Annotated in this window: 16 protein-coding genes; 6 read left to right on the forward strand and 10 right to left on the reverse strand. The window is 68.2% G+C overall.

From position 1 onward, the window contains the following. Positions 1–135 precede the first annotated feature (135 nt). From ASF32_RS21540 to ASF32_RS21550, 3 genes are read right to left on the reverse strand one after another with little or no spacing between them, the layout of a single operon-like run. Complete coding sequence (locus ASF32_RS21540) at positions 136–1,053, reverse strand: transglutaminase family protein (RefSeq protein ID WP_056433417.1); 918 nt, start codon at positions 1,051–1,053, stop codon at positions 136–138. Then, the gene (locus ASF32_RS21545) at positions 1,050–3,569 is read right to left on the reverse strand and encodes a circularly permuted type 2 ATP-grasp protein (RefSeq protein WP_056433420.1); all 2,520 of its coding nucleotides are present in this window, start codon (positions 3,567–3,569) and stop codon (positions 1,050–1,052) included. Before ASF32_RS21545 ends, ASF32_RS21540 begins: the two co-directional genes overlap by 4 nt. Beyond that, the gene (locus ASF32_RS21550; protein WP_156467926.1) at positions 3,566–6,835 is read right to left on the reverse strand and encodes a transglutaminase family protein; all 3,270 of its coding nucleotides are present in this window, start codon (positions 6,833–6,835) and stop codon (positions 3,566–3,568) included. Before ASF32_RS21550 ends, ASF32_RS21545 begins: the two co-directional genes overlap by 4 nt. Positions 6,836–7,207: 372 nt before the next feature. On the opposite strand from ASF32_RS21550, the gene ASF32_RS21555 reads away from it, so the two are divergent. Beyond that, positions 7,208–8,356 (forward strand): putative zinc-binding peptidase, encoded by a 1,149-nt coding sequence (locus ASF32_RS21555; RefSeq protein ID WP_056433426.1) that lies wholly within the window; start codon positions 7,208–7,210, stop codon positions 8,354–8,356. 33 nt (positions 8,357–8,389) lie between these two features. On the opposite strand, the gene yciA is transcribed toward ASF32_RS21555, so the two are convergent. The 6 genes from yciA to ASF32_RS21585 all read right to left on the reverse strand — a co-directional run bounded on the left by yciA (position 8,390) and on the right by ASF32_RS21585 (position 12,196). After that, positions 8,390–8,794 carry an acyl-CoA thioester hydrolase YciA gene (gene yciA / locus ASF32_RS21560; protein ID WP_056433429.1) on the reverse strand — a complete coding sequence of 135 codons (405 nt, stop codon included), beginning with the start codon at positions 8,792–8,794 and terminating at the stop codon, positions 8,390–8,392. 152 nt (positions 8,795–8,946) lie between these two features. Further along, a complete protein-coding gene (locus ASF32_RS21565; RefSeq protein ID WP_056433743.1) occupies positions 8,947–9,246 on the reverse strand; it encodes a hypothetical protein in 300 nt (99 codons plus the stop codon). A 193-nt stretch (positions 9,247–9,439) separates the two neighbouring features. Continuing rightward, on the reverse strand, positions 9,440–9,625 hold the full coding sequence (locus tag ASF32_RS21570; protein ID WP_056433746.1) for a DUF1508 domain-containing protein: 186 nt from the start codon (positions 9,623–9,625) through the stop codon (positions 9,440–9,442). A 162-nt stretch (positions 9,626–9,787) separates the two neighbouring features. Next, positions 9,788–11,296, reverse strand: a complete 1,509-nt coding sequence (locus ASF32_RS21575; protein ID WP_056433432.1) for a DEAD/DEAH box helicase — start codon at positions 11,294–11,296, stop codon at positions 9,788–9,790. Between the two features lie 301 nt (positions 11,297–11,597). Continuing rightward, on the reverse strand, positions 11,598–11,951 hold the full coding sequence (locus ASF32_RS21580; protein ID WP_056433435.1) for a hypothetical protein: 354 nt from the start codon (positions 11,949–11,951) through the stop codon (positions 11,598–11,600). Positions 11,952–11,953: 2 nt separating this feature from the next. Further along, on the reverse strand, positions 11,954–12,196 hold the full coding sequence (locus ASF32_RS21585) for a hypothetical protein (protein WP_056433438.1): 243 nt from the start codon (positions 12,194–12,196) through the stop codon (positions 11,954–11,956). A 134-nt stretch (positions 12,197–12,330) separates the two neighbouring features. On the opposite strand from ASF32_RS21585, the gene sseA reads away from it, so the two are divergent. Together sseA and ASF32_RS21595 are read left to right on the forward strand one after the other, a co-directional pair. Continuing rightward, a complete protein-coding gene (sseA, locus tag ASF32_RS21590; RefSeq protein ID WP_056433748.1) occupies positions 12,331–13,179 on the forward strand; it encodes a 3-mercaptopyruvate sulfurtransferase in 849 nt (282 codons plus the stop codon). A gap of 25 nt (positions 13,180–13,204) precedes the next feature. Then, a complete protein-coding gene (locus tag ASF32_RS21595; protein ID WP_056433441.1) occupies positions 13,205–14,062 on the forward strand; it encodes an urease accessory protein UreD in 858 nt (285 codons plus the stop codon). 9 nt (positions 14,063–14,071) lie between these two features. On the opposite strand, the gene nikR is transcribed toward ASF32_RS21595, so the two are convergent. After that, entirely contained in the window at positions 14,072–14,608 is a 537-nt protein-coding gene (gene nikR, locus ASF32_RS21600) for a nickel-responsive transcriptional regulator NikR (protein WP_244483691.1), read from the reverse strand. Positions 14,609–14,694: 86 nt separating this feature from the next. On the opposite strand from nikR, the gene ASF32_RS21605 reads away from it, so the two are divergent. The 3 genes from ASF32_RS21605 to ASF32_RS21615 are packed head-to-tail and all read left to right on the forward strand — an operon-like array spanning position 14,695 to position 17,779. Continuing rightward, positions 14,695–15,711: an ABC transporter substrate-binding protein gene (locus tag ASF32_RS21605; RefSeq protein ID WP_082490486.1), complete on the forward strand. Its 1,017-nt coding sequence runs from the start codon at positions 14,695–14,697 to the stop codon at positions 15,709–15,711. Further along, the gene (locus tag ASF32_RS21610) at positions 15,708–16,841 is read left to right on the forward strand and encodes an ABC transporter permease (protein ID WP_156467927.1); all 1,134 of its coding nucleotides are present in this window, start codon (positions 15,708–15,710) and stop codon (positions 16,839–16,841) included. Before ASF32_RS21605 ends, ASF32_RS21610 begins: the two co-directional genes overlap by 4 nt. Further along, a complete protein-coding gene (locus ASF32_RS21615) occupies positions 16,838–17,779 on the forward strand; it encodes an ABC transporter ATP-binding protein (protein WP_056433451.1) in 942 nt (313 codons plus the stop codon). Before ASF32_RS21610 ends, ASF32_RS21615 begins: the two co-directional genes overlap by 4 nt. Positions 17,780–17,796 lie beyond the last annotated feature (17 nt).

Genomic DNA, 17,796 nt, shown 5'->3' on the forward strand with positions numbered 1-17,796 from the left:
TCCTAAGGGACCGTCGAGGCCTCCATGACGCTCGGCGTCCCCTGGACGCCTCGACGCTCGGCGTTCCCCGGCGGCCTCCGTCGAGGCGCTCGCTTCGCTGCCGCACCAGGGGATCGCGTAGGACGACGCTCGAAATCAGGCCGTTTCGGTTTCAGGCTCGCCCGCCGATTCCGGCATCGCTTCGCCGTCCGGGATCACGTCCACCTCGACCTTGAGCTTCTGCGGGCCGGAAGAGGAGACGATGCCGTCGATGGGCGAGACGTCGGTGTAGTCGCGGCCCCGCGCCACCACGATGTGGTCGTCGCAGGCGCCGATATTGTTGGTGGGATCGAGGCCGATCCAGCCATCCCCGCACCAGACCGAGACCCAGGCATGGCTGGCATCGGCGCCGCGCAGGCGCGGCCGGCCGGCGGGGGGGATCGTGCGGATGTAGCCGCTGACATAGGCCGCCGGCAGGCCGAGCCCGCGCAGGCCGGCGATCATGATATGCGCGAAATCCTGGCACACCCCCGCCTTGAGGGCGAAAGCCTTGGCGAGGGGCGTGTGAACGGTTGTGGCCTTCGCGTCGAATTTGAAGTCGGCACGCATGCGCCGCATCAGGTCGACGGCTCCGCCATATGCGCTACGACCGGGTGTGAAACTCGCCCGAGCATAGTCGGTCACGTCCGGGTCGAGGGGAACCCTGACGCTCGGGAACACGAAATGCACGGGGGCGTCGGGCGCCATCGACCGACCGGAAATCGCCGTGTCGCGCACCGATTCCCATGCCATGCCGGATTCGGACGGCGGCAGCGGCGGACGCTCCACCTTGACCCGCGACAGGGCTTCGACCCGCAACTCGTTATGCGGCGTGTCGATCAGGAAGGTCACCACGTCGAGGCCGAAATAGTCGCGCCGCACCGTGCGGGTTTGCGGAGCCGGCGAAATGGTCAACTCACTGGACAGCACGCTCTGCCCCTCCCCGTCCCGCGGCTGAAGCCGCAGGGAGCAGCGGGCGTAACGGACGGGCTTGCCGTAGCGGTAGGTGGTGAGGTGGCGCAGCGTATAGATCACGCGAGCCCCACGAGCTTCTCCGGACGCATGGCGTGCGGGCCGTTGGGGAAGTAGCGGGTGACGATCGCGTCGGCGAGGCCCTCGAAGGCGTTCTCCAGGCGCGTCAGGGCGGCGCCGTCGAGTTCCGATGCTTCGCCGGTGGTGAATTCGGCGGCCAGCTTGAGAGCGAGGCGCTGGTGCGTCTCCGGCAGGCCGTCGACGCGCAACACCGGCAGGTCGGCAAGATGCCGGCAGATCGCTTCCACCTGGAACGCGACGGAGCGCGGGTTGAACGGGTCGAGGAGCACCATGTCGCGTACCGGGTCGATCGCCACGCCCTGCATGTAGCGCGCGCCGAACGAGACGTGCGAGTCGCACAGGGACAGCATGACCCCGAGATCCTCGGCCGTCGCCTCGTCCCCTGCGAAACTGGCGGCGAAGGAGCAGGTGTTGATCGCCCGCTCGATCCGGCGTCCGAGATCGACGAAGTGCCAGCCGGCGGTCCGGTTCATGTTCTCCTGGGCGAGACCGGCCAGGGCGGCGATGTGGCTGAGGGCACGCTCCGCCAGGCCGAGGAGCTCGGCTTCAGCCAGTTCCTTTGCCTCGTCGAGTTCCAGGAGATCCTTCAGGTCGGCGAGCACGCGCCATGCCTCGCTGGAGAGCCTTTCGCGCAGGGAGGCCGCGTTATGGCGTGCGGACACGCTGTGCGAGAGGGCCGAGCCGTAAGTCTGGCGTCCGCTCAGGGCTTCTTGCGCGAGCTTGGCCGTCGGCAGGTCGGGCGCTTCGATGGCGCCCCATTCGTCGAGCAGGGCGCGGATCCGCAGGGCCGTCGGCGCCGTCTCGTCGCCCGCCATGTCGGCGATCACCGCGTTCCCGACGCTGCCGAGATGGGCGATGACGAGGCGGATCACAGCCTCTGCCCGCTCGACGTAGCGGCCGAACCAGAACAGGTTGTCTGCCGCGCGAGACGGCAGGTGCCCGGCGATGCGGCGAACCCTGGGCGCGCCCGGATGCATCAGCGAAACCGGTTCGACCGGACGGTCCGAGAGGACCCAGACATCCGCCGATTTGATCCCGGCCCGCATCTCGATCGGGTTCACGTCGGGCCGCTCCGAGATGCGGCAGAAGCCGCCCGGCATCACGCGCCAACCGTCCGGCGTCGCCGCCGCGAAGACCCGCAGGACGAAGGGACGGGGCACGAGGCGCATCCCGTCCTCTCGACGCTCCCAGCCCGGCATGGTCGAAAGCGGAGCCTGTTCCTGGGCGATGTAGTCGAAGGGCCTGTCGCGCAGGGCCGCCACCACGCGCTCGCGCTCGGCGACGATCGCGTGCGGTCCGAGGATGGCGTCGCGACCCATCCCCTTGGTCGGCGTCGCCACTGGGCGAAGGTTGAGGTGTTCGAGGTTGTCGCGGACATGGGCGAGCGCGTCGGGATCGCCGCACCACCAACTCTTCAGCCCTTCGAGGTGGAGATCGGTGCCGAGGAAGTAGCGGGCGATGCGCGGCAGGTAGGCGCCGAGCGCACCCGATTCGAGGATGCCGGACCCCGGCATGTTGCCGACGACGAGACTGCCGTTGCGCAGAGCCTCCAGCACCCCGGAGATGCCGAGGCGCGAGGCCGGGTTCAGTTCGAGCGGGTCGATATAGTCGGAATCGATGCGCCGCCACAGCACGTCGGTGCGTTTCAGCCCGGAGACGGTGCGCACGTGGAGCGCGCCGTCCTGCATCACGAGGTCGTCACCCTCCACCAGCAGCAAACCGAGATAGCGCGCGAGCGCCGCCTGCTCGACATAGGTGGAGCTCAACGGCCCGGAGGTGAGGAGTCCGATGCGCGGGTCGCTCCGCTGCGCCCCCATGACCAGCCCGTCGCGAAACGCCTGGAAGAACGGGGCGAGGCGCTCGACATGGAGGTCGGCATAGAGGTCCGGGAAGGCGCGGGTGAGCACCATCCGGTTCTCCAGCGCGTAGCCGGGACCGGAGGGAGCCTGCGTCCTGTCGGCGAGGACACGCCAGCGCCCGTCCGGCCCCCGGCCGATATCGGCGGCGTAGAGTTTGAGCCAGCGCCCGCCGGGCGGCTTCACCCCTGAGAGCGGTCGCAGGAATTCCGGGCTGCCGGCCACGAGGGCCGCCGGCAGCACGCCCTCCGACACCATCCGGCCGGGGCCGTAGATGTCGGAGATGATGGTTTCCATCAGCTCCGCGCGCTGGACGATGCCGGTGCTGAGGGCGCGCCATTCGGCGCTCTCGATCACGAGTGGGAGGGAACTCAGTGGCCAGGCATGTTCGCGCTGGTCGCCGTAGATCCGGTAGGAGATCCCGGTATCGCGGATATGCCGCTCCGCCGAGGCGAAGCGGGTGGTGATCTCGGTTCCGCTCAGGGTCCCGAGCCGGTCGAGCAGGCGGGGCCAGGCACCGAGATGCGCGCCTCCCGCCCCCACGAACTCGTCCGGGATACCGGGCCGAGGCTGGTAGTCCGAGGTCCAGCGCGCAAGACGCTTCGCCCGTCCTCCGGCTTGCGCCTCGGCCATATTCGTCATCTGGGCGCAGGTGTCCTGAGGTCGAGCGTGAGCGGGAACTCGCGGCTGATCTCCTCGACCGGCATCTCGACCTTGCCGGGCGTGTGGCCATGGGCCTGGAAGCGCGCGAGACGCCGACCCTCGGCCTCGTAGGTGTTCACCGGGAAGGTCTCGTAGTTGCGGCCGCCGGGATGGCTGACATGGTAGCGGCAGCCGCCGATCGAGCGTCCGCTCCACGCATCGAGGATGTCGATGGTGAGGGGCGAATGCGCGGGGATCGTCGGATGCATCGAGGAGGCCGGCTGCCACGCCTTAAAGCGCAGGCCCGCCACCGCTTCGCCCACCGTGCCGGTGCTCGTCATCGGAAGGCGCCGGCCGTTGCAGCTGATGATGTGGCGGCCGGGGACGAAGCCCTCGACCTTGACCTGCAGACGCTCCACCGAGCTGTCCACGTACCGCACCGTTCCACCGATCGCCCCCTCTTCGCCCAGCACGTGCCAGGGCTCCAATGCCTGCCGCAGTTCCAGCTTGACGCCGCCCTGCTCCACCGTCCCGAAGACCGGGAAGCGGAACTCGTACTGCGCCTGGAACGCCGCCGGATCGAAGTCGTAGCCGGCTTGGCGGAGGTCTTCCAGCACGCCGAGGAAGTCCGTCCAGAGGAAGTGGGGCAGCATGAAGCGATCGTGCAGGCCCGTGCCCCAACGGACACAGCCGCCTTCCTGCGGTTCGCGCCAGGCCCAGGCGACGATGGCCCGCAGCAGGAGTTGCTGGGCCAGACTCATGCGCGGGTCCGGCGGCATCTCGAAGGAGCGGAACTCCAGCAGGCCGAGGCGGCCGGTAGGGCCGTCCGGCGAGTAGAGTTTGTCGATGCAGATCTCGGAGCGGTGGGTGTTTCCGGTGACGTCCACGAGGATGTTGCGGAAGATCCGGTCCACGAGCCAGCGCGGGATGTTGGGCTCGTCGGGTTTGGGCACCTGCGCCAGGGCGATCTCGAGCTCGTAGAGGCCGTCGTGCCGCGCCTCGTCCATGCGCGGCGCCTGGCTCGTCGGGCCGATATAGAGCCCGGCAAAGAGGTAGGAGAGCGAGGGGTGGCGCTGCCAGTAGAGCACGAGGCTCTTCAGCAGGTCCGGCCGGCGCAGGAACGGCGAATCCGCCGGGGTGGCGCCGCCCAGCACCACGTGGTTGCCGCCGCCGGTGCCGGTATGGCGGCCGTCGGTCATGAATTTCTGCGCGCCGAGGCGGATCTGGCGGGCATCCTCGTAGAGCTCGCTCGTGATGGTGACGGCCTCGCGCCACGAGGTGGCGGGGTGGACGTTGACCTCGATCACGCCCGGATCGGGGGTGACCTTGATGACGTTGAGGCGCGGATCGAACGGCGGCTCGTAGCCCTCGATATGCAGGGGCTGCTTCAGCTCGGCGGCGACGGCCTCGAGATGCCCGATGAGTTCGAGATACTCGTCCACCCGCTGCAGCGGCGGCATGAACACCCGCAGCACCCCATCCCGGGGCTCGACCGCGAGCGCCGTGCGCACGGCGACGCCGGTGACGCCCGATCCGTTCTCGGTCTTCGTCCCGGGATGACCCTCGGGGAGCGCGCCGCGCTCCTCCAGCGGGTCCTGGGGCTGGTAGTAGGGGTAATGCTCCGGCGGCACGAAGGGCAGCGAACTCAGGGGCAGCCGATATCCGACCGGCGAATCGCCCGGTGTCAGGAAGGCGTGGGTACGGCGGAATTCCCAGGGCTCAGAGATCCAGCGACGGTCGTCGGGATCGTCCTTACCCATGGGCAGGCTCGCCAGGGGAAGAGCATAGCCGGCGGCCTCGCCGAGGCCGCGCTCGAACACCCGCGCGATACGGGCATTGGTCTCCGGGTTCGGAAACTTGGCGTCGGAGGTGGTGACGTTGATCGGCAACTCCTCCCGCTTCTCCTCCCAGTAGATCGGGTCTTCGAAAGCGGGGAACACGTAGGTTTCGAGGCCGAGGCGCTTGGCGACGCCGTCGATCAGCGCCTTCGCCTTGCTGGAGGTGGCGTCACGCGGGCCGTCCTCCTTGGCGACGAGGTCGGGATTGCTCCAGATCGGCTTGCCGTCTCGGCGCCAGTACAGGGCGAAGGCCCAGCGCGGCAGGCTCTCGCCCGGATACCATTTGCCCTGGCCGTAATGCAGCATGCCGCCCGGTCCGAAGCGGGTGCGCAGGCGCCGGATCAGCTTGTCGGCGAGGCCGCGCTTGGTCGGCCCCACGGCGGCGGCGTTCCACTCCGCCGATTCGAAATCGTCGATGGAGACGAAGGTCGGCTCGCCGCCCATGGTCAGGCGCACGTCCTGTTCGGCGAGATCGAGGTCGATCCGCTCGCCCAGCGCATCCATCTTGGCCCAGACCTCCTCGGAGAAGGGCTTCGTGATGCGCGGGGCTTCCGCCACGCGAGTCACCGTCATCTCGAAGCCGAACTCCACCTCGGCGGGTTCGGCGAGGCCGGAAATCGGCGCGGCGGATTGATAATGCGGGGTGGCGGCAAGGGGGATATGGCCCTCGCCGCAGAGCAGGCCCGACGTGGCGTCGAGGCCGATCCAGCCGGCACCCGGCAGGTAGACCTCGGCCCAGGCATGGAGATCGGTGAAGTCCGTGCTGGTGCCAGCCGGCCCGTCGACGGCGGTGGTGTCGGGAACGAGCTGGATCAGGTAGCCGGAGACGAAGCGCGCGGCGAGGCCGATGCGGCGCAGCACCTGGACCAGGAGCCAAGCGGAATCGCGGCAGGAGCCGCTCTTGAGCGTCAGCGTCTCGGACGGTGTCTGGACACCGGGCTCCATGCGGACGCCGTAGGTGATCTCGGAGGCGATCATGGCGTTGAGGGCCACGAGGAAGAGCACGGTGTTGGGCTGTTCGGGCAGCCGCTCGAGCAGGGCGTCGATCTCGGGGCCCACCGCGTCGTCGGTGACGAGATAAGGCTTCAGCTCCGCGGTCAGGTCGCTCTCGTAAGCGAAGGGGCGGGTCTGGGCGTAATCCTCGACGAAGAAATCGAACGGGTTGATGACCGCCATCTCGGCGGTCAAATCGACCTCGATCTTCAATTCGGTGGTCCGCTCGGGGAAGACCAGACGGGCGAGCCAGTTCCCGTTCGGGTCCTGCTGCCAGTTGATGAAGTGGTTCTCCGGCAGGATCTTGAGGGAATAGGCCGGCACGGTCGAGCGCGTATGCGGCGCGGGGCGCAGGCGGATCACCTGCGGTCCGAGCTGGATCGGCCGATCGTACTTGTAGTGAGTGACGTGGTGCAGAGCGGCTTTAATGGACACGGGGACTCCCGCTGGTTCGGACGTGAGACCGGGCGCGCGGCGGACGCGCGGCGGTGGCGGGAAACCGGAGCGCATCACCGAAGCGCCCCACGGTTGTCATCGGCGTTTTGAGGCCGAATGACCATAGGCTGTGATCGCCGCCGACGGCAGCCGAAATCGGTGCTAGTCTACAGCGGCGTTGCCCTACCGGGCGATGGGAGGTGACGACGTTCATCACGTGAGCAGATTGGCCCTGGCAGTTCAGACAGACGGCATGGCGACGCTGCCCGCCGTCGAGCAGAAAGCAAATTCCGTGCATCGTGACGCGGGGCTTCGCCGCGAAGCGTTCCCTCACGCATATGCCGGCGCCCATAGTGCGGGCCCGGCCGGCCCATGAAGATCTTTCAGTGCCAGGCTTGCAACCAGCCGGCGAGTTTCGAGAGTACGGAATGCGAGAGCTGTCAGCGGCGGCTCGGCTATGTCTGCGGCACCCACGAGATTTCCGCCCTGGAGCCCTCCGGGACGGTCTGGCACGCCTATGCCGATCCGGGCCGGAAGTACCGCTTCTGTGCAAATGCCGAGTTCAGCGCCTGCAATTGGCTGCTGCCCGATGACAGTCCAGACCGGTACTGTACTTGCTGTCGGCACAACAGGGTGGTGCCGGACCTGGCCCTTGCCTGGAATCTGACGCGCTGGCGCCAGATCGAGGCCGCCAAGCACCGGTTGTTCTACTCGCTGCTTCGCCTCGACCTGCCCCTGATGACACGGGACGAGAACCCCGCCACCGGTCTGGCCTTCGACTTCCTCGTCGACCCCGCCGAGAGTTACAGCGTCGGCCCTCCCGTGCTCACCGGGCATCGCAGCGGCCTCATCACCCTGAATATCGCCGAGGCGGACGATGTCGAGCGCGAACGGCGCAGGATGCTGTTCGGGGAGTATTACCGCACGCTCCTCGGCCATTTCCGCCACGAGATCGGGCATTATTTCTGGAACGTCCTGATCCGCTACGATCAGAGCATCTGGTCGTTCCGTGACCTGTTCGGCGACGAGCGTGCCAGCTACGGCATGGCCCTGCAGCGTTACTACGCCCAAGGCGCGCCGGCGGACTGGCAGGAATCCTACGTCAGCGCCTATGCCACCAGCCACCCATGGGAGGATTTCGCCGAGACCTGGGCGCATTACCTCCACATCGTCGACACGGTGGAGACGGCGAGCACGTTCGAACTGCACGTGCGGCCTCGCCTGCGCAACGGCGCGCCGGACCCCGTCGTGATCGACTTCGATCCGTATCAGTCGCCAGACCTCGATCGCCTGATCTCGGCCTGGTTGCCGCTGACCTATGCGGTGAATTCCTTGAGCCGCAGCATGGGGCAGCCGGCGCTCTATCCCTTCAAGCTGACACCGGCTGTCATCGCCAAACTCGCCTTCATCCACGACCGGATCGAAACCGTTCGCTCGGTCACGGGCGATCACCTCGATTCGGATATCCTGAAGGCGGTGATCACCGGCCTGCGCCAGCGTGTGGCACCGCCGAACGTCTGAGCCGCGAGCTGAACCCTAGGGCCGGTTCAGGGCTCACATTCCCTGTTCCGGCTCCGGTTTGGGAAGCCGACGTGGGCGCCCGTCATCGTCGATGGCGACGAAGGTGAAGGTCGCCTCGGTCACCTTCTCGCGCAGCTTGGTGCGGAAGCGGCGCGCCCAGGCTTCGACCTGGATCTTCATGGACGTGCGGCCGACACTCTCTACTCGGGTGTAGACGCAGAGCACATCGCCCACCCGTACCGGACGAATGAAGGTCATCGCGTCGACCGCCACCGTGACCACGCGGCCTTGGGCCTGGTCGACGCCGGCAATCCCGCCTGCCTGGTCCATCTGCGACATCACCCAGCCGCCGAAGATGTCGCCATTGGCGTTGGTGTCGGCCGGCATGGCGATGGTGCGCACCGTGAGGTCGCCGCGCGGGTCGCTGGTCTCGCCCATTCCGGTCTCCACCCATCCTCGTTGCGACGCCTTCGTTCGTCCGAGACGTCGCTTGGCCTCCTGCATCGGCCGACAAGGGGCATCAGGTCAAGAAAAAGCCCGGCCGTCCCGAATGGGACGACCGGGCCTCGAAACCGACCGGCGTGACCGACTTAGTAGTAGAAGCGACGCGGGCCGTAGAACCGGCGCGGGCCGTAAAACGGGCGGCGGTAGAACGGACGCGGCGCGAAGTACGGCCGACGGTAATACGGACGGGCGTAGTAAGGACGACCGTAGAACGGGCGACGGTAATACGGCCGGCGATAGTAGTACTGCGCCTTCTCGGCGACGGCCGGTGCGGCCTCGCTCTGAAGGGCCGAGACTGGGCCGATGGGCGCGGCCGAGGCACCCTGGGGGGCCAGGGCGGCGAAGCCCAGGGCCAGCAAGGCGGCCAGAAGGAGTTTTCTCAACACGTTCATGACTCCTCGAGTGATCGAACGACGGTGATGATACGACGGCATGCGAAGGAATGCATGCTTGGCCGTCAGCCGAACGCACAGAATCGGCAAACCGTTTCATGCCCTCCGTCGGCAAGCTTAACGGCAGCCTTCCCGGGAACGGCCTTCGCGGGCGGGGTCTCCGCGTCGGTGACTTCGCGTGGACGGGTCAGGCGATCTTCAACGTCATGTCGACGATGCTGGCATCGGCCGAACCCTTCACGAGGGTGATGCCATGCTCGCAATCTTCCCTGCGGGCATAGCCTTCGGCCGAATCGGCGATGACGTTCCCGTTCGTGACTCGGAGGCGCCAGCGCCAGTCGCCACTCGAATCCCGGTACAGCTCGAAACGCATGCCCATGCCTCCCTCGCGGAGATGCCCGCCAGAGGCTGAGATGGCGCGGGATCGTCCGTAAGCAATATCCGTCCCGGCCTTGGGCTCAAACGAAAACGCCGCCCCGGACGATCCGGGGCGGCGTCGTGTCGAGCGAACTCGACCGTCTGGGATCGATTCGGATCAGGAACGCGGGAAGCGGTCGAGCCAGCCGATGGCGCGACCTTCGCCGGCGGCATTGCCGCCGCCGCCGCTGCTGCGCGGGCGTTCACCCTGGCGCGGAGCGCGGGTGTCGCCGCGCTGGTCGGGACGGGGGCCACGGCCCTGCCCTTCCGCCGGACGATCGCCGCGGCCTTCCTGCGGACGGCCGGAACGGGCCGGACCGCCGGGCTGGCCGCCACGGCTCTCGCCGCCGCGACCGCCACCGGGACGACCGCCGAAGCCGGGGCGTCCGCCGCCGGGGCGCTGACCCTGGCGCTGGCCGGGACGCTGGCCCTGGGGCGCCGGACGACGCTCCTCGGCCTGCGCGGCCTCGGCCGCTTCCTGTCGGGTCGGCGGGTTGAAGCCCTCGGGGAAGGCGCCGACGGGGATCTTCTGGCGCGTGGTGCGCTCGATATCCCGAAGGTAGGCCTTCTCCTCGTCGTTGCAGAACGAGATGGCGAGCCCGTTCGCACCGGCGCGCGCGGTGCGGCCAATGCGGTGGACGTAGCTCTCGGGCACGTTGGGGAGGTCGTAGTTGATGACGTGGCTCACGGCCTCGACGTCGATGCCGCGGGCGGCGATGTCGGTGGCCACCAGGACGCGGCACGACCCGTCCTTGAACGCCGCGAGAGCACGCTCGCGCTGCGGCTGGGACTTGTTGCCGTGAATGGCCGAGGCGTTGATCCCGACCTTCTCCAGGCCGCGCACGACCCGGTCTGCGCCGTGCTTGGTGCGGGTGAAGACCAGGACCCGCTCGATGGCGGGGTCGCGCAGAATGTGGTTCAGCAGGGCCTGCTTCGCGCCGGTATGGGCGAAGATGACCTCCTGCGTCACACGCTCGGCCGTCGTCGCCACAGGAGTCACGGCCACCTGGACCGGGTCACGCAGGTACTGGTCGGCGAGGCCGGCGATGTTCTTCGGCATGGTCGCCGAGAAGAACAGGCTCTGGCGCTCCTTCGGCAGCATCTTCACGATGCGCTTGAGGGCGTGGATGAAGCCGAGGTCGAGCATCTGGTCGGCCTCGTCGAGGACGAGGATCTCGACGGCTTCGAGGGTCAGCGAGCGACGCTCGATGAGATCCATGAGGCGGCCCGGCGTGGCGACGAGGATGTCGACGCCGTTGGCGAGCGCCTTCTCCTGGCGGGAGATGGTGACGCCGCCGAACACCACGGTGTTGGTGAAGGACAGGTGCTTGCCGTAATCCGAGAAGCTCTCGGCGATCTGGTTGGCGAGTTCGCGGGTGGGCGAGAGCACCAGCACGCGGCAGCCGCGGCGGATGGCCTTGCGCGGGTTCTGGGCGAGGCGGTGCAGGATCGGCAGCGCGAAGGCCGCAGTCTTGCCGGTGCCGGTCTGGGCGATGCCGCAGAGGTCGCGGCCTTCCATGGCGGGGCGTAGGGCCTGAGCCTGGATCGGGGTCGGAGTCTTGTAGCCGGCCTCATCCAGGGCGCGCAGCACGGGCTGAGCGAGGCCGAAATCGGTAAATTGGGTCAAGGGTAGACTTTCAGGCAGCGGGACCGGCCGGACGCCATCGGATAGGATGGCCGTCTTATCGAAGGGACTGGTCCGTTGAGCTGGAGGTCGCCCGCGTGATGGGGCGATCCGGGTGCATGCACGTTTGAAGAGAGGGGCTCAGGTCGCTTGGGTCGCGCTGACGCGCAATCGGCGATCCGTCACGCAGCCCTCTCAAGCGAACCTGTCACGGCCGCTGACGCTGCAACTGCGATATGCGCTTTCGCGCCTGCGAAGTCAATCTCGGCCTTCAGCCATACGCTGAGCGCCTGGACGTGCGGCCTTACCAGCCGAAACGCGCCATCTGGGCGAGCTTGGCCTGGACCGCTTTCTCGTCACGGCCAAGGGAGGCGAGGGTCTGGGACAGGCCGTAGCAGGTGCCGCAGAACGGGAGCTGGACGAGGGGGATCGTCTCGGCCCGGAACCGGGACACGGAGCCGATCAGGCAGGCGATGACCGTCTCGTCTTCCGGGCCGCCGACGCAATCGCCGCGTGGGCTGCCGAACAGGGCACGATTCGGCCAGGCCAGGGCGATGGTGGTGCCGCCGCGCCGGTCCGGTGCGGGCGGCAACGTGTAGCTCCGTACGAACAGGCCCGCGAACAGAAGCATCAGAACGAGGCCCGCGAAGACGCGCATGGTCAGGCGGTCTCGTCGAAACGCGTGCGGTGGAAGACTTCCGTCCCCGCCCCGTCGATGATCCGTACCGCCTCGGCCGGTCCGCCCGAGCGCTGCGGTGCCCGTGCCCGTGCGAACAGCAGGAGCGCGCGCTCGGTGGCGCTCTCGGGCCCGCTCGCGCGGATCGACAGGCGCTGGCGCACGCGATCCTCTCCCTCGTACTCGGAGCCGAGAATCTCGATGTGAAACGTCTCGCGGGGACTCACGATGGTGTCCGCTCCGGAAGGGGTTCGTGGCTGCGGCTCGTCATGCGGTGAGCTTTCGCCTCAACGCACCGACTGTGCAAGCCGGGGGTGGATGTGGTTGAGTGGCGCTGACCCTCATCACGGACCGAGAAAACATGACGCCTTCGCACTTCGTCACGACCGACTGGCTCAAGGAGCGTCTCGGCGCGCCGGGCATTATCGTGTTGGATGCGTCATGGTATCTCCCCGCCCAAGGCAGGAACGCCGAAGCCGAGTACCAGGCCGCGCACATACCCGGCGCGATCCGCTTCGATATCGATGCCATGAGTGACGAGACGTCGCCGCTGCCGCACATGCTGCCCCGCCCGGAGGCCTTCTCCTCGCGCATGCGCGAACTCGGCATCGGCGACGGCATGCACATCATCGTCTATGACGGAATGGGTCTGTTCTCCGCACCCCGGGTCTGGTGGATGCTGCGCACCTTCGGCGTGCGCGACGTCCAGATCTTGGAAGGCGGTTTCCCGGCCTGGCTCGCCTCCGGCGGCAAGACCGAGGATGGCGACGCCCCCCGGCGCGACCGGCGCCATTTCTCGGCGCGATTGGACCATGGCGCCGTGGCCGATGCCGGCGATGTCGCCCGCGCCCTGGAGGGCGGTTCGGCGCAGGTGGTGGATGCCCGTTCCGCCCCGCGCTTCCGTGGCGAGGAGGCCGAGCCGCGCCCCGGCGTGCGCCCCGGGCACATGCCGGGCGCCCGCAACGTCCATTATTCCGCGCTCCAGGCGGACGGCCGGCTGAAGGACGCCGATTCCCTGCGCGCGGTCTTCGCCGAGGCCGGGGTCGATCCGGCAAAGCCGGTCATCACCACCTGCGGTTCAGGCGTCACGGCGGCTATCGTCTCGCTCGCCCTGGAGACGCTGGGCCACCCGCCTCGTGCGCTGTACGACGGGTCCTGGTCCGAATGGGGCGTCGATCCCGCGCGTCGCGTCGCTACAGGGCCGGCCTGAGGGTTCCGCGCGGGACCCCCTTCCATTGGCCGACCTCCCGAGCCTCGACACCGTCCCACACGCTATTGTTCCGGTGCGCCAGCGCTCGGAGGGGCGCGTCGCCGTGCGCGTCGTCCGCCACGGGGCGGGCACGCATATCGCCGATCTCTCGGAGGCCGGGCCGTTGCGCCTGCGCCTGCCGCGCCATGGCGAGGGTGTCTGCGAGGCGGTGCTGCTCAACACGGCCGGCGGCATCGCCTGCGGCGACGGTTTCCGGGTCGAGGCGACGGTCGATGACGGCGCGCATCTCGTGCTCACGACGACGGCCGCCGAGAAGATCTACAAGTCCGACGGTCTCTCGAGCCGCGTGACGACGACCGCGACCCTGGCCGAGGGCGCGGGTCTCGACTGGCTGCCGCAGGAGACGATCCTGTTCGACCGCGCGCGGCTGGAGCGACGGTTCGAAGTGGACCTTGCGCCCGATGCCCGGTTGCTCGCTTTCGAGGCGGTGGTCTTCGGGCGAACGGCGCGCCATGAGCGTATGGAAACGGGCCTGTTCCGGGATGCCTGGCGCATCCGCCGCGCGGGGCGTCTGACCTACGCGGATTCCGTCGCCTTCGACGGGCCGATCACCGCCCTTCTGGAGCGGACGGCTTTCGGCGGCGGCGCCCGCGCCATGGCGACTCTGCTCGATGTTTCGGCAGACGCGGAATCCCGCCTGGAGCCGCTTCGTGCCCATCTCGACAGTCTGGGACCGACAGGGGTGGATGTGGCGGCAAGTGCCTGGAACGGGCACCTCGTTGCCCGTTTCTTGAGCGCCGACCCCGATGCCCTGCGGGCGACGGCCGCCCGTATCCTGGTGGGCTACCGTGGCGCGCCGATGCCCCGGGTCTGGCAGAGCTGAGGCCCCTCGTCAGGGGGCCTTCTCTCCCTGGAACGGATGGATCGGCGGAATCAGCGCCGCCGCGAGTTCCAGCCGCCCGGAGATGACGCCGCGCTCGGTGATCATCGTGTCGGCGATGGTCTGCAGCGTCGCCGCCGGCCCCTGCACCAGCACCACTTCCAGGGTCTGGTTGTTCATCAGATGGACGTGGAGAGAGGAAATGACCTCAGCGATGTAGCGCCGCTGCAGATCGGCCAAACGCTGCTGCACGCCCGGCGCGAGATGGTCGTAGAACAGTGTGATCGTGCCCACCATCACCCGGTCGCCGACCTTGTGGCGGTGCTCCACGAGCGAGCGGTGAAGAATCGTCGCCACGGCCTGTGAGCGGCTGGCGAAGCCACGCTCCCCCACCATGGTGTCGAGCTCGCAGAGCAGATCCTCGGAAAGCGACAGGCTGATCCGGCTCACCGGCTTGCGCCGGCCGCCAACTCCCTCCTCCGGGTTCGTGCCGTCCTCGGGGGGCGCTTCCGTCGCTTCGCTACCCACCATGTCGCCTTCCTCCTGCATGCCGGACTGGTCCTGGCACGTGTTTTGTATGGCAATCAGCCGATCGGTATTACGATTTCCAGCGATCGTACTACGCGGTTCGGAGAATGCAGATGCACCTTTCCACGATCCTGACCGCCGGACGCAAGGCCATCACGGGCTGCGCCCTTGCCCTGGGCCTCCTCACGGCCTCCGCCTCCATCCCCGTGGCGCACGCCGCCGAGCCCCTGCGCATCGGCTACAGCGACTGGCCCGGCTGGGTCGCCTGGCAGGTCGCCATCGAGAAGGGCTGGCTGAAGGAGGCCGGGGTCGACGCGAAGTTCGAGTGGTTCGACTACTCGGCCTCCATGGACGCGTTCTCCGCCGGCAAGCTCGACGCCGTCACCTGCACCAACGGCGATGCCCTGGTGATGGGGGGCAATGGCGCCAAGAACGTCATGATCATGCTCACGGATTACTCCAACGGCAACGACATGATCGTGGGCAAGCCGGGCGTGAAGGCACTGGCCGACCTCAAAGGCAAGAAGGTCGGCCTCGAAGTCGGCCTCGTGGAGCATCTCCTCCTCATCAACGGCCTGACCAAGCTCGGCCTCAAGGAGACGGACGTCACCCTGATCAACGCCAAGACCAACGAGACCCCGCAGGTTCTCGCCTCCGGCGACGTCTCGGCCATCGGCGCGTGGCAGCCCGTCGCCGGACAGGCAATGAAGGGCGCGGCCGGCGCCAAGCCGCTCTACACCTCCGCCGACGAGCCGGGCCTGATCTACGACGTGGTCACCGTCTCGCCGGCCAGCCTGTCGGGACGCCGGGCCGAGTGGATCAAGTTCGTCGGCGTCTGGAACAAGGTCGTCGCCTATATCCAGGATCCGAAGACGCAACCCGACGCGGTGGCGATCATGGCGGCCAAGGTCGGCATCGACGCGCCTACCTTCACCCGCTTCCTCAAGGGCACCAAGCTCCTCACCCTCACCGAGGGCGCCAAGGTGATGAAGGATGCCGACGGGTTCGGCTCCCTTTACGGCTCGAGCCGCTACGCCGACGCTTTCAACGTCAAGTACGAGGTCTACAAGACCGCCCAGGACGTGAAGAGCTACATCGACCCCGCGCTGACCGACGGCAAATGAGCGCGGAGATGCGCCAGGGCGTGGAGCGCACTTCCCCTCCCCCTTGTGGGGAGGGGACAGGGGTGGGGGTGGCTCCGCCAGCCTCGGCCGCGGTGGGTCACCCAACCACCCCCACCTCCAACTCCTCCCCACAAGGGGGAGGAGGGGCCCGCGTCTCGTCTCCCTTGTCCCCCCGCCGCCGCTCCTGGGTCGGCGTCGCCCGGCCGCTCTCGCCGCGCCGCCGGACGAGCCTCGCAATCCTGTCGTTCCTGATCCCGCTCCTCGCCTGGGCGGCGGTCTCCTACGTGCCGTTCCTGTGGCATCCCCTGGTGGAGGTGACCGAGCCCGGCGACATCGCCTGGATGGAGCCGGGGATGCGCGTGCCGAAGGCCGCCTTCGCGGAGGAGGTCGCCTCGGCCAAGGCCGCCGGCACCGCCGAGCCGGCGGGCATTCCCGCCAACCCGGTCTACCTTCCCGCCCCTCACGAGGTGGCCACCGCGTTCTGGACCTCGCTGACGGCCCAGCCGACCCAGCGCGACGCCATCCGCCTGCCCTTGAGCCTGTGGCACTCGATCCAGATCATCGCCATCGGCTTCCTGCTGTCGTCGCTGATCGGTGTTCCCCTCGGAATCCTCTGCGGCGCCCAGCCGACTTTGGCGCGCCTCACCGAGCCGGTCATCGAGTTCGTGCGCTACATGCCGGCTCCCGCCTTCGGGGCGCTGATGGTGGCGATCCTCGGCATCTATGACGGGCCGAAAATCGCGATCATCGTCATCGGCACCTTCTTCCAGCAGGTGCTGGTCATCGCCAACACCACCCGGCGGATCGAGCCGCTGCTGATCGAGGCGGCCCTGACGCTCGGCGCGCGAAATCTCCGCCTCATCCGCCGGGTGATCGTGCCGGCGATGCTGCCGCAGCTCTACCGCGACCAGCGTATCCTGCTCGGCTGGGCCTGGACCTACCTCATCGTCGCCGAACTCATAGGCACTTCGTCGGGCATCACCTTCTTCATCACGCAGCAGGCCCGCTACCAGCATTTCGACAACGTCTACGCCGCGATCCTCATCATCGGCCTCGTCGGCTCGATCACGGATCTCGCCCTCGCCTGGCTCGGCCGCCGGCTGTTCCCCTATGACAGGAGCGAAGCGTGAACTCGGTCTCTCCCGTCGTCTCGCCCGTCATCCTGCCGATCGAGGCCTGCGACTACCGCACCCAGTGCGAGCCCGTCCGCGCCCGGTTCGAGAAACTGAAGAGCCGCGAGGTCGCCCTCCGGGTCGAGAAGCTGACGAAGACCTTCCGTAGGGCGGATGGCGGCGTGACGGTGGCCTTGAAGGACATCGACCTCGTCACCCACCGGCGCGAGTTCCTCTGCGTCGTCGGGCCGTCGGGCTGCGGCAAGTCCACCTTCGTGCGCATCCTCGCCGGGCTCGAGACCTCTACCTCGGGCGTGGTCAGCGTCGAGGGCGTGCCGGTCTCCGGGCCGGGGGCCGACCGGGGCATGGTGTTCCAGGGCTACACCCTGTTCCCCTGGCTCAGCGTGCTGCGCAACGTCGCCTTCGGGCTGGAGGAGAACGGCACGCCGCGTCGGGAAGCGGAGCGCGAGGCCCGGCAATGGCTGGCGCTGATCGGGCTGGAGGCCTTCGCCGACAGCTACCCGCACCAGCTCTCCGGCGGCATGAAGCAGCGCGTGGCCATCGCCCGGGCGCTCGCCACGCGCCCGCGCATCCTACTCATGGACGAGCCGTTCTCGGCCCTCGACACCCAGTCACGCGCCCGGATGCAGGCCTATCTGATCGAGATCTGGAAGAAGATCGACATCACCATCGTCTTCATCACCCACGACCTCGACGAGGCGGTGCATCTGGCCGACCGCATCCTCGTCCTCAGCGCCCATCCGGGCGAGGTCGCCGAACTCATCGAGGTCCCGGTGCCGCGACCGCGCAGCCACAACCAGGCGCTCACCCCCGAATTCCGCGCCACCCGCGCCCGTCTCGACGCGCTGATCCACCCGCCGAAGGACGAGGCCGAAGAAAGCGTCGCCCCCGACGTGGTGACGCGCATGACCTCCGCCGGGGACGAGGTGGAATGATCGCCCGCGCTTGTTCT

It is taken from the genome of Methylobacterium sp. Leaf91 (assembly GCF_001422815.1).
In the GTDB taxonomy this organism is placed as follows: Bacteria; Pseudomonadota; Alphaproteobacteria; order Rhizobiales; family Beijerinckiaceae; genus Methylobacterium.

Bases quoted from the DNA above. Each gene is read 5' to 3' on its own strand.
- ASF32_RS21545 (WP_056433420.1), bottom strand. From the start codon at position 3,569: ATGACGAATATGGCCGAGGCGCAAGCCGGAGGACGGGCGAAGCGTCTT.
- ASF32_RS21555 (WP_056433426.1), top strand. From the start codon at position 7,208: ATGAAGATCTTTCAGTGCCAGGCTTGCAACCAGCCGGCGAGTTTCGAG.
- yciA (WP_056433429.1), bottom strand. From the start codon at position 8,794: ATGGGCGAGACCAGCGACCCGCGCGGCGACCTCACGGTGCGCACCATC.
- ASF32_RS21570 (WP_056433746.1), bottom strand. From the start codon at position 9,625: ATGCGTTTCGAGCTGTACCGGGATTCGAGTGGCGACTGGCGCTGGCGC.
- ASF32_RS21580 (WP_056433435.1), bottom strand. From the start codon at position 11,951: ATGCGCGTCTTCGCGGGCCTCGTTCTGATGCTTCTGTTCGCGGGCCTG.
- sseA (WP_056433748.1), top strand. From the start codon at position 12,331: ATGACGCCTTCGCACTTCGTCACGACCGACTGGCTCAAGGAGCGTCTC.
- nikR (WP_244483691.1), bottom strand. From the start codon at position 14,608: ATGCAGGAGGAAGGCGACATGGTGGGTAGCGAAGCGACGGAAGCGCCC.
- ASF32_RS21605 (WP_082490486.1), top strand. From the start codon at position 14,695: ATGCAGATGCACCTTTCCACGATCCTGACCGCCGGACGCAAGGCCATC.
- ASF32_RS21610 (WP_156467927.1), top strand. From the start codon at position 15,708: ATGAGCGCGGAGATGCGCCAGGGCGTGGAGCGCACTTCCCCTCCCCCT.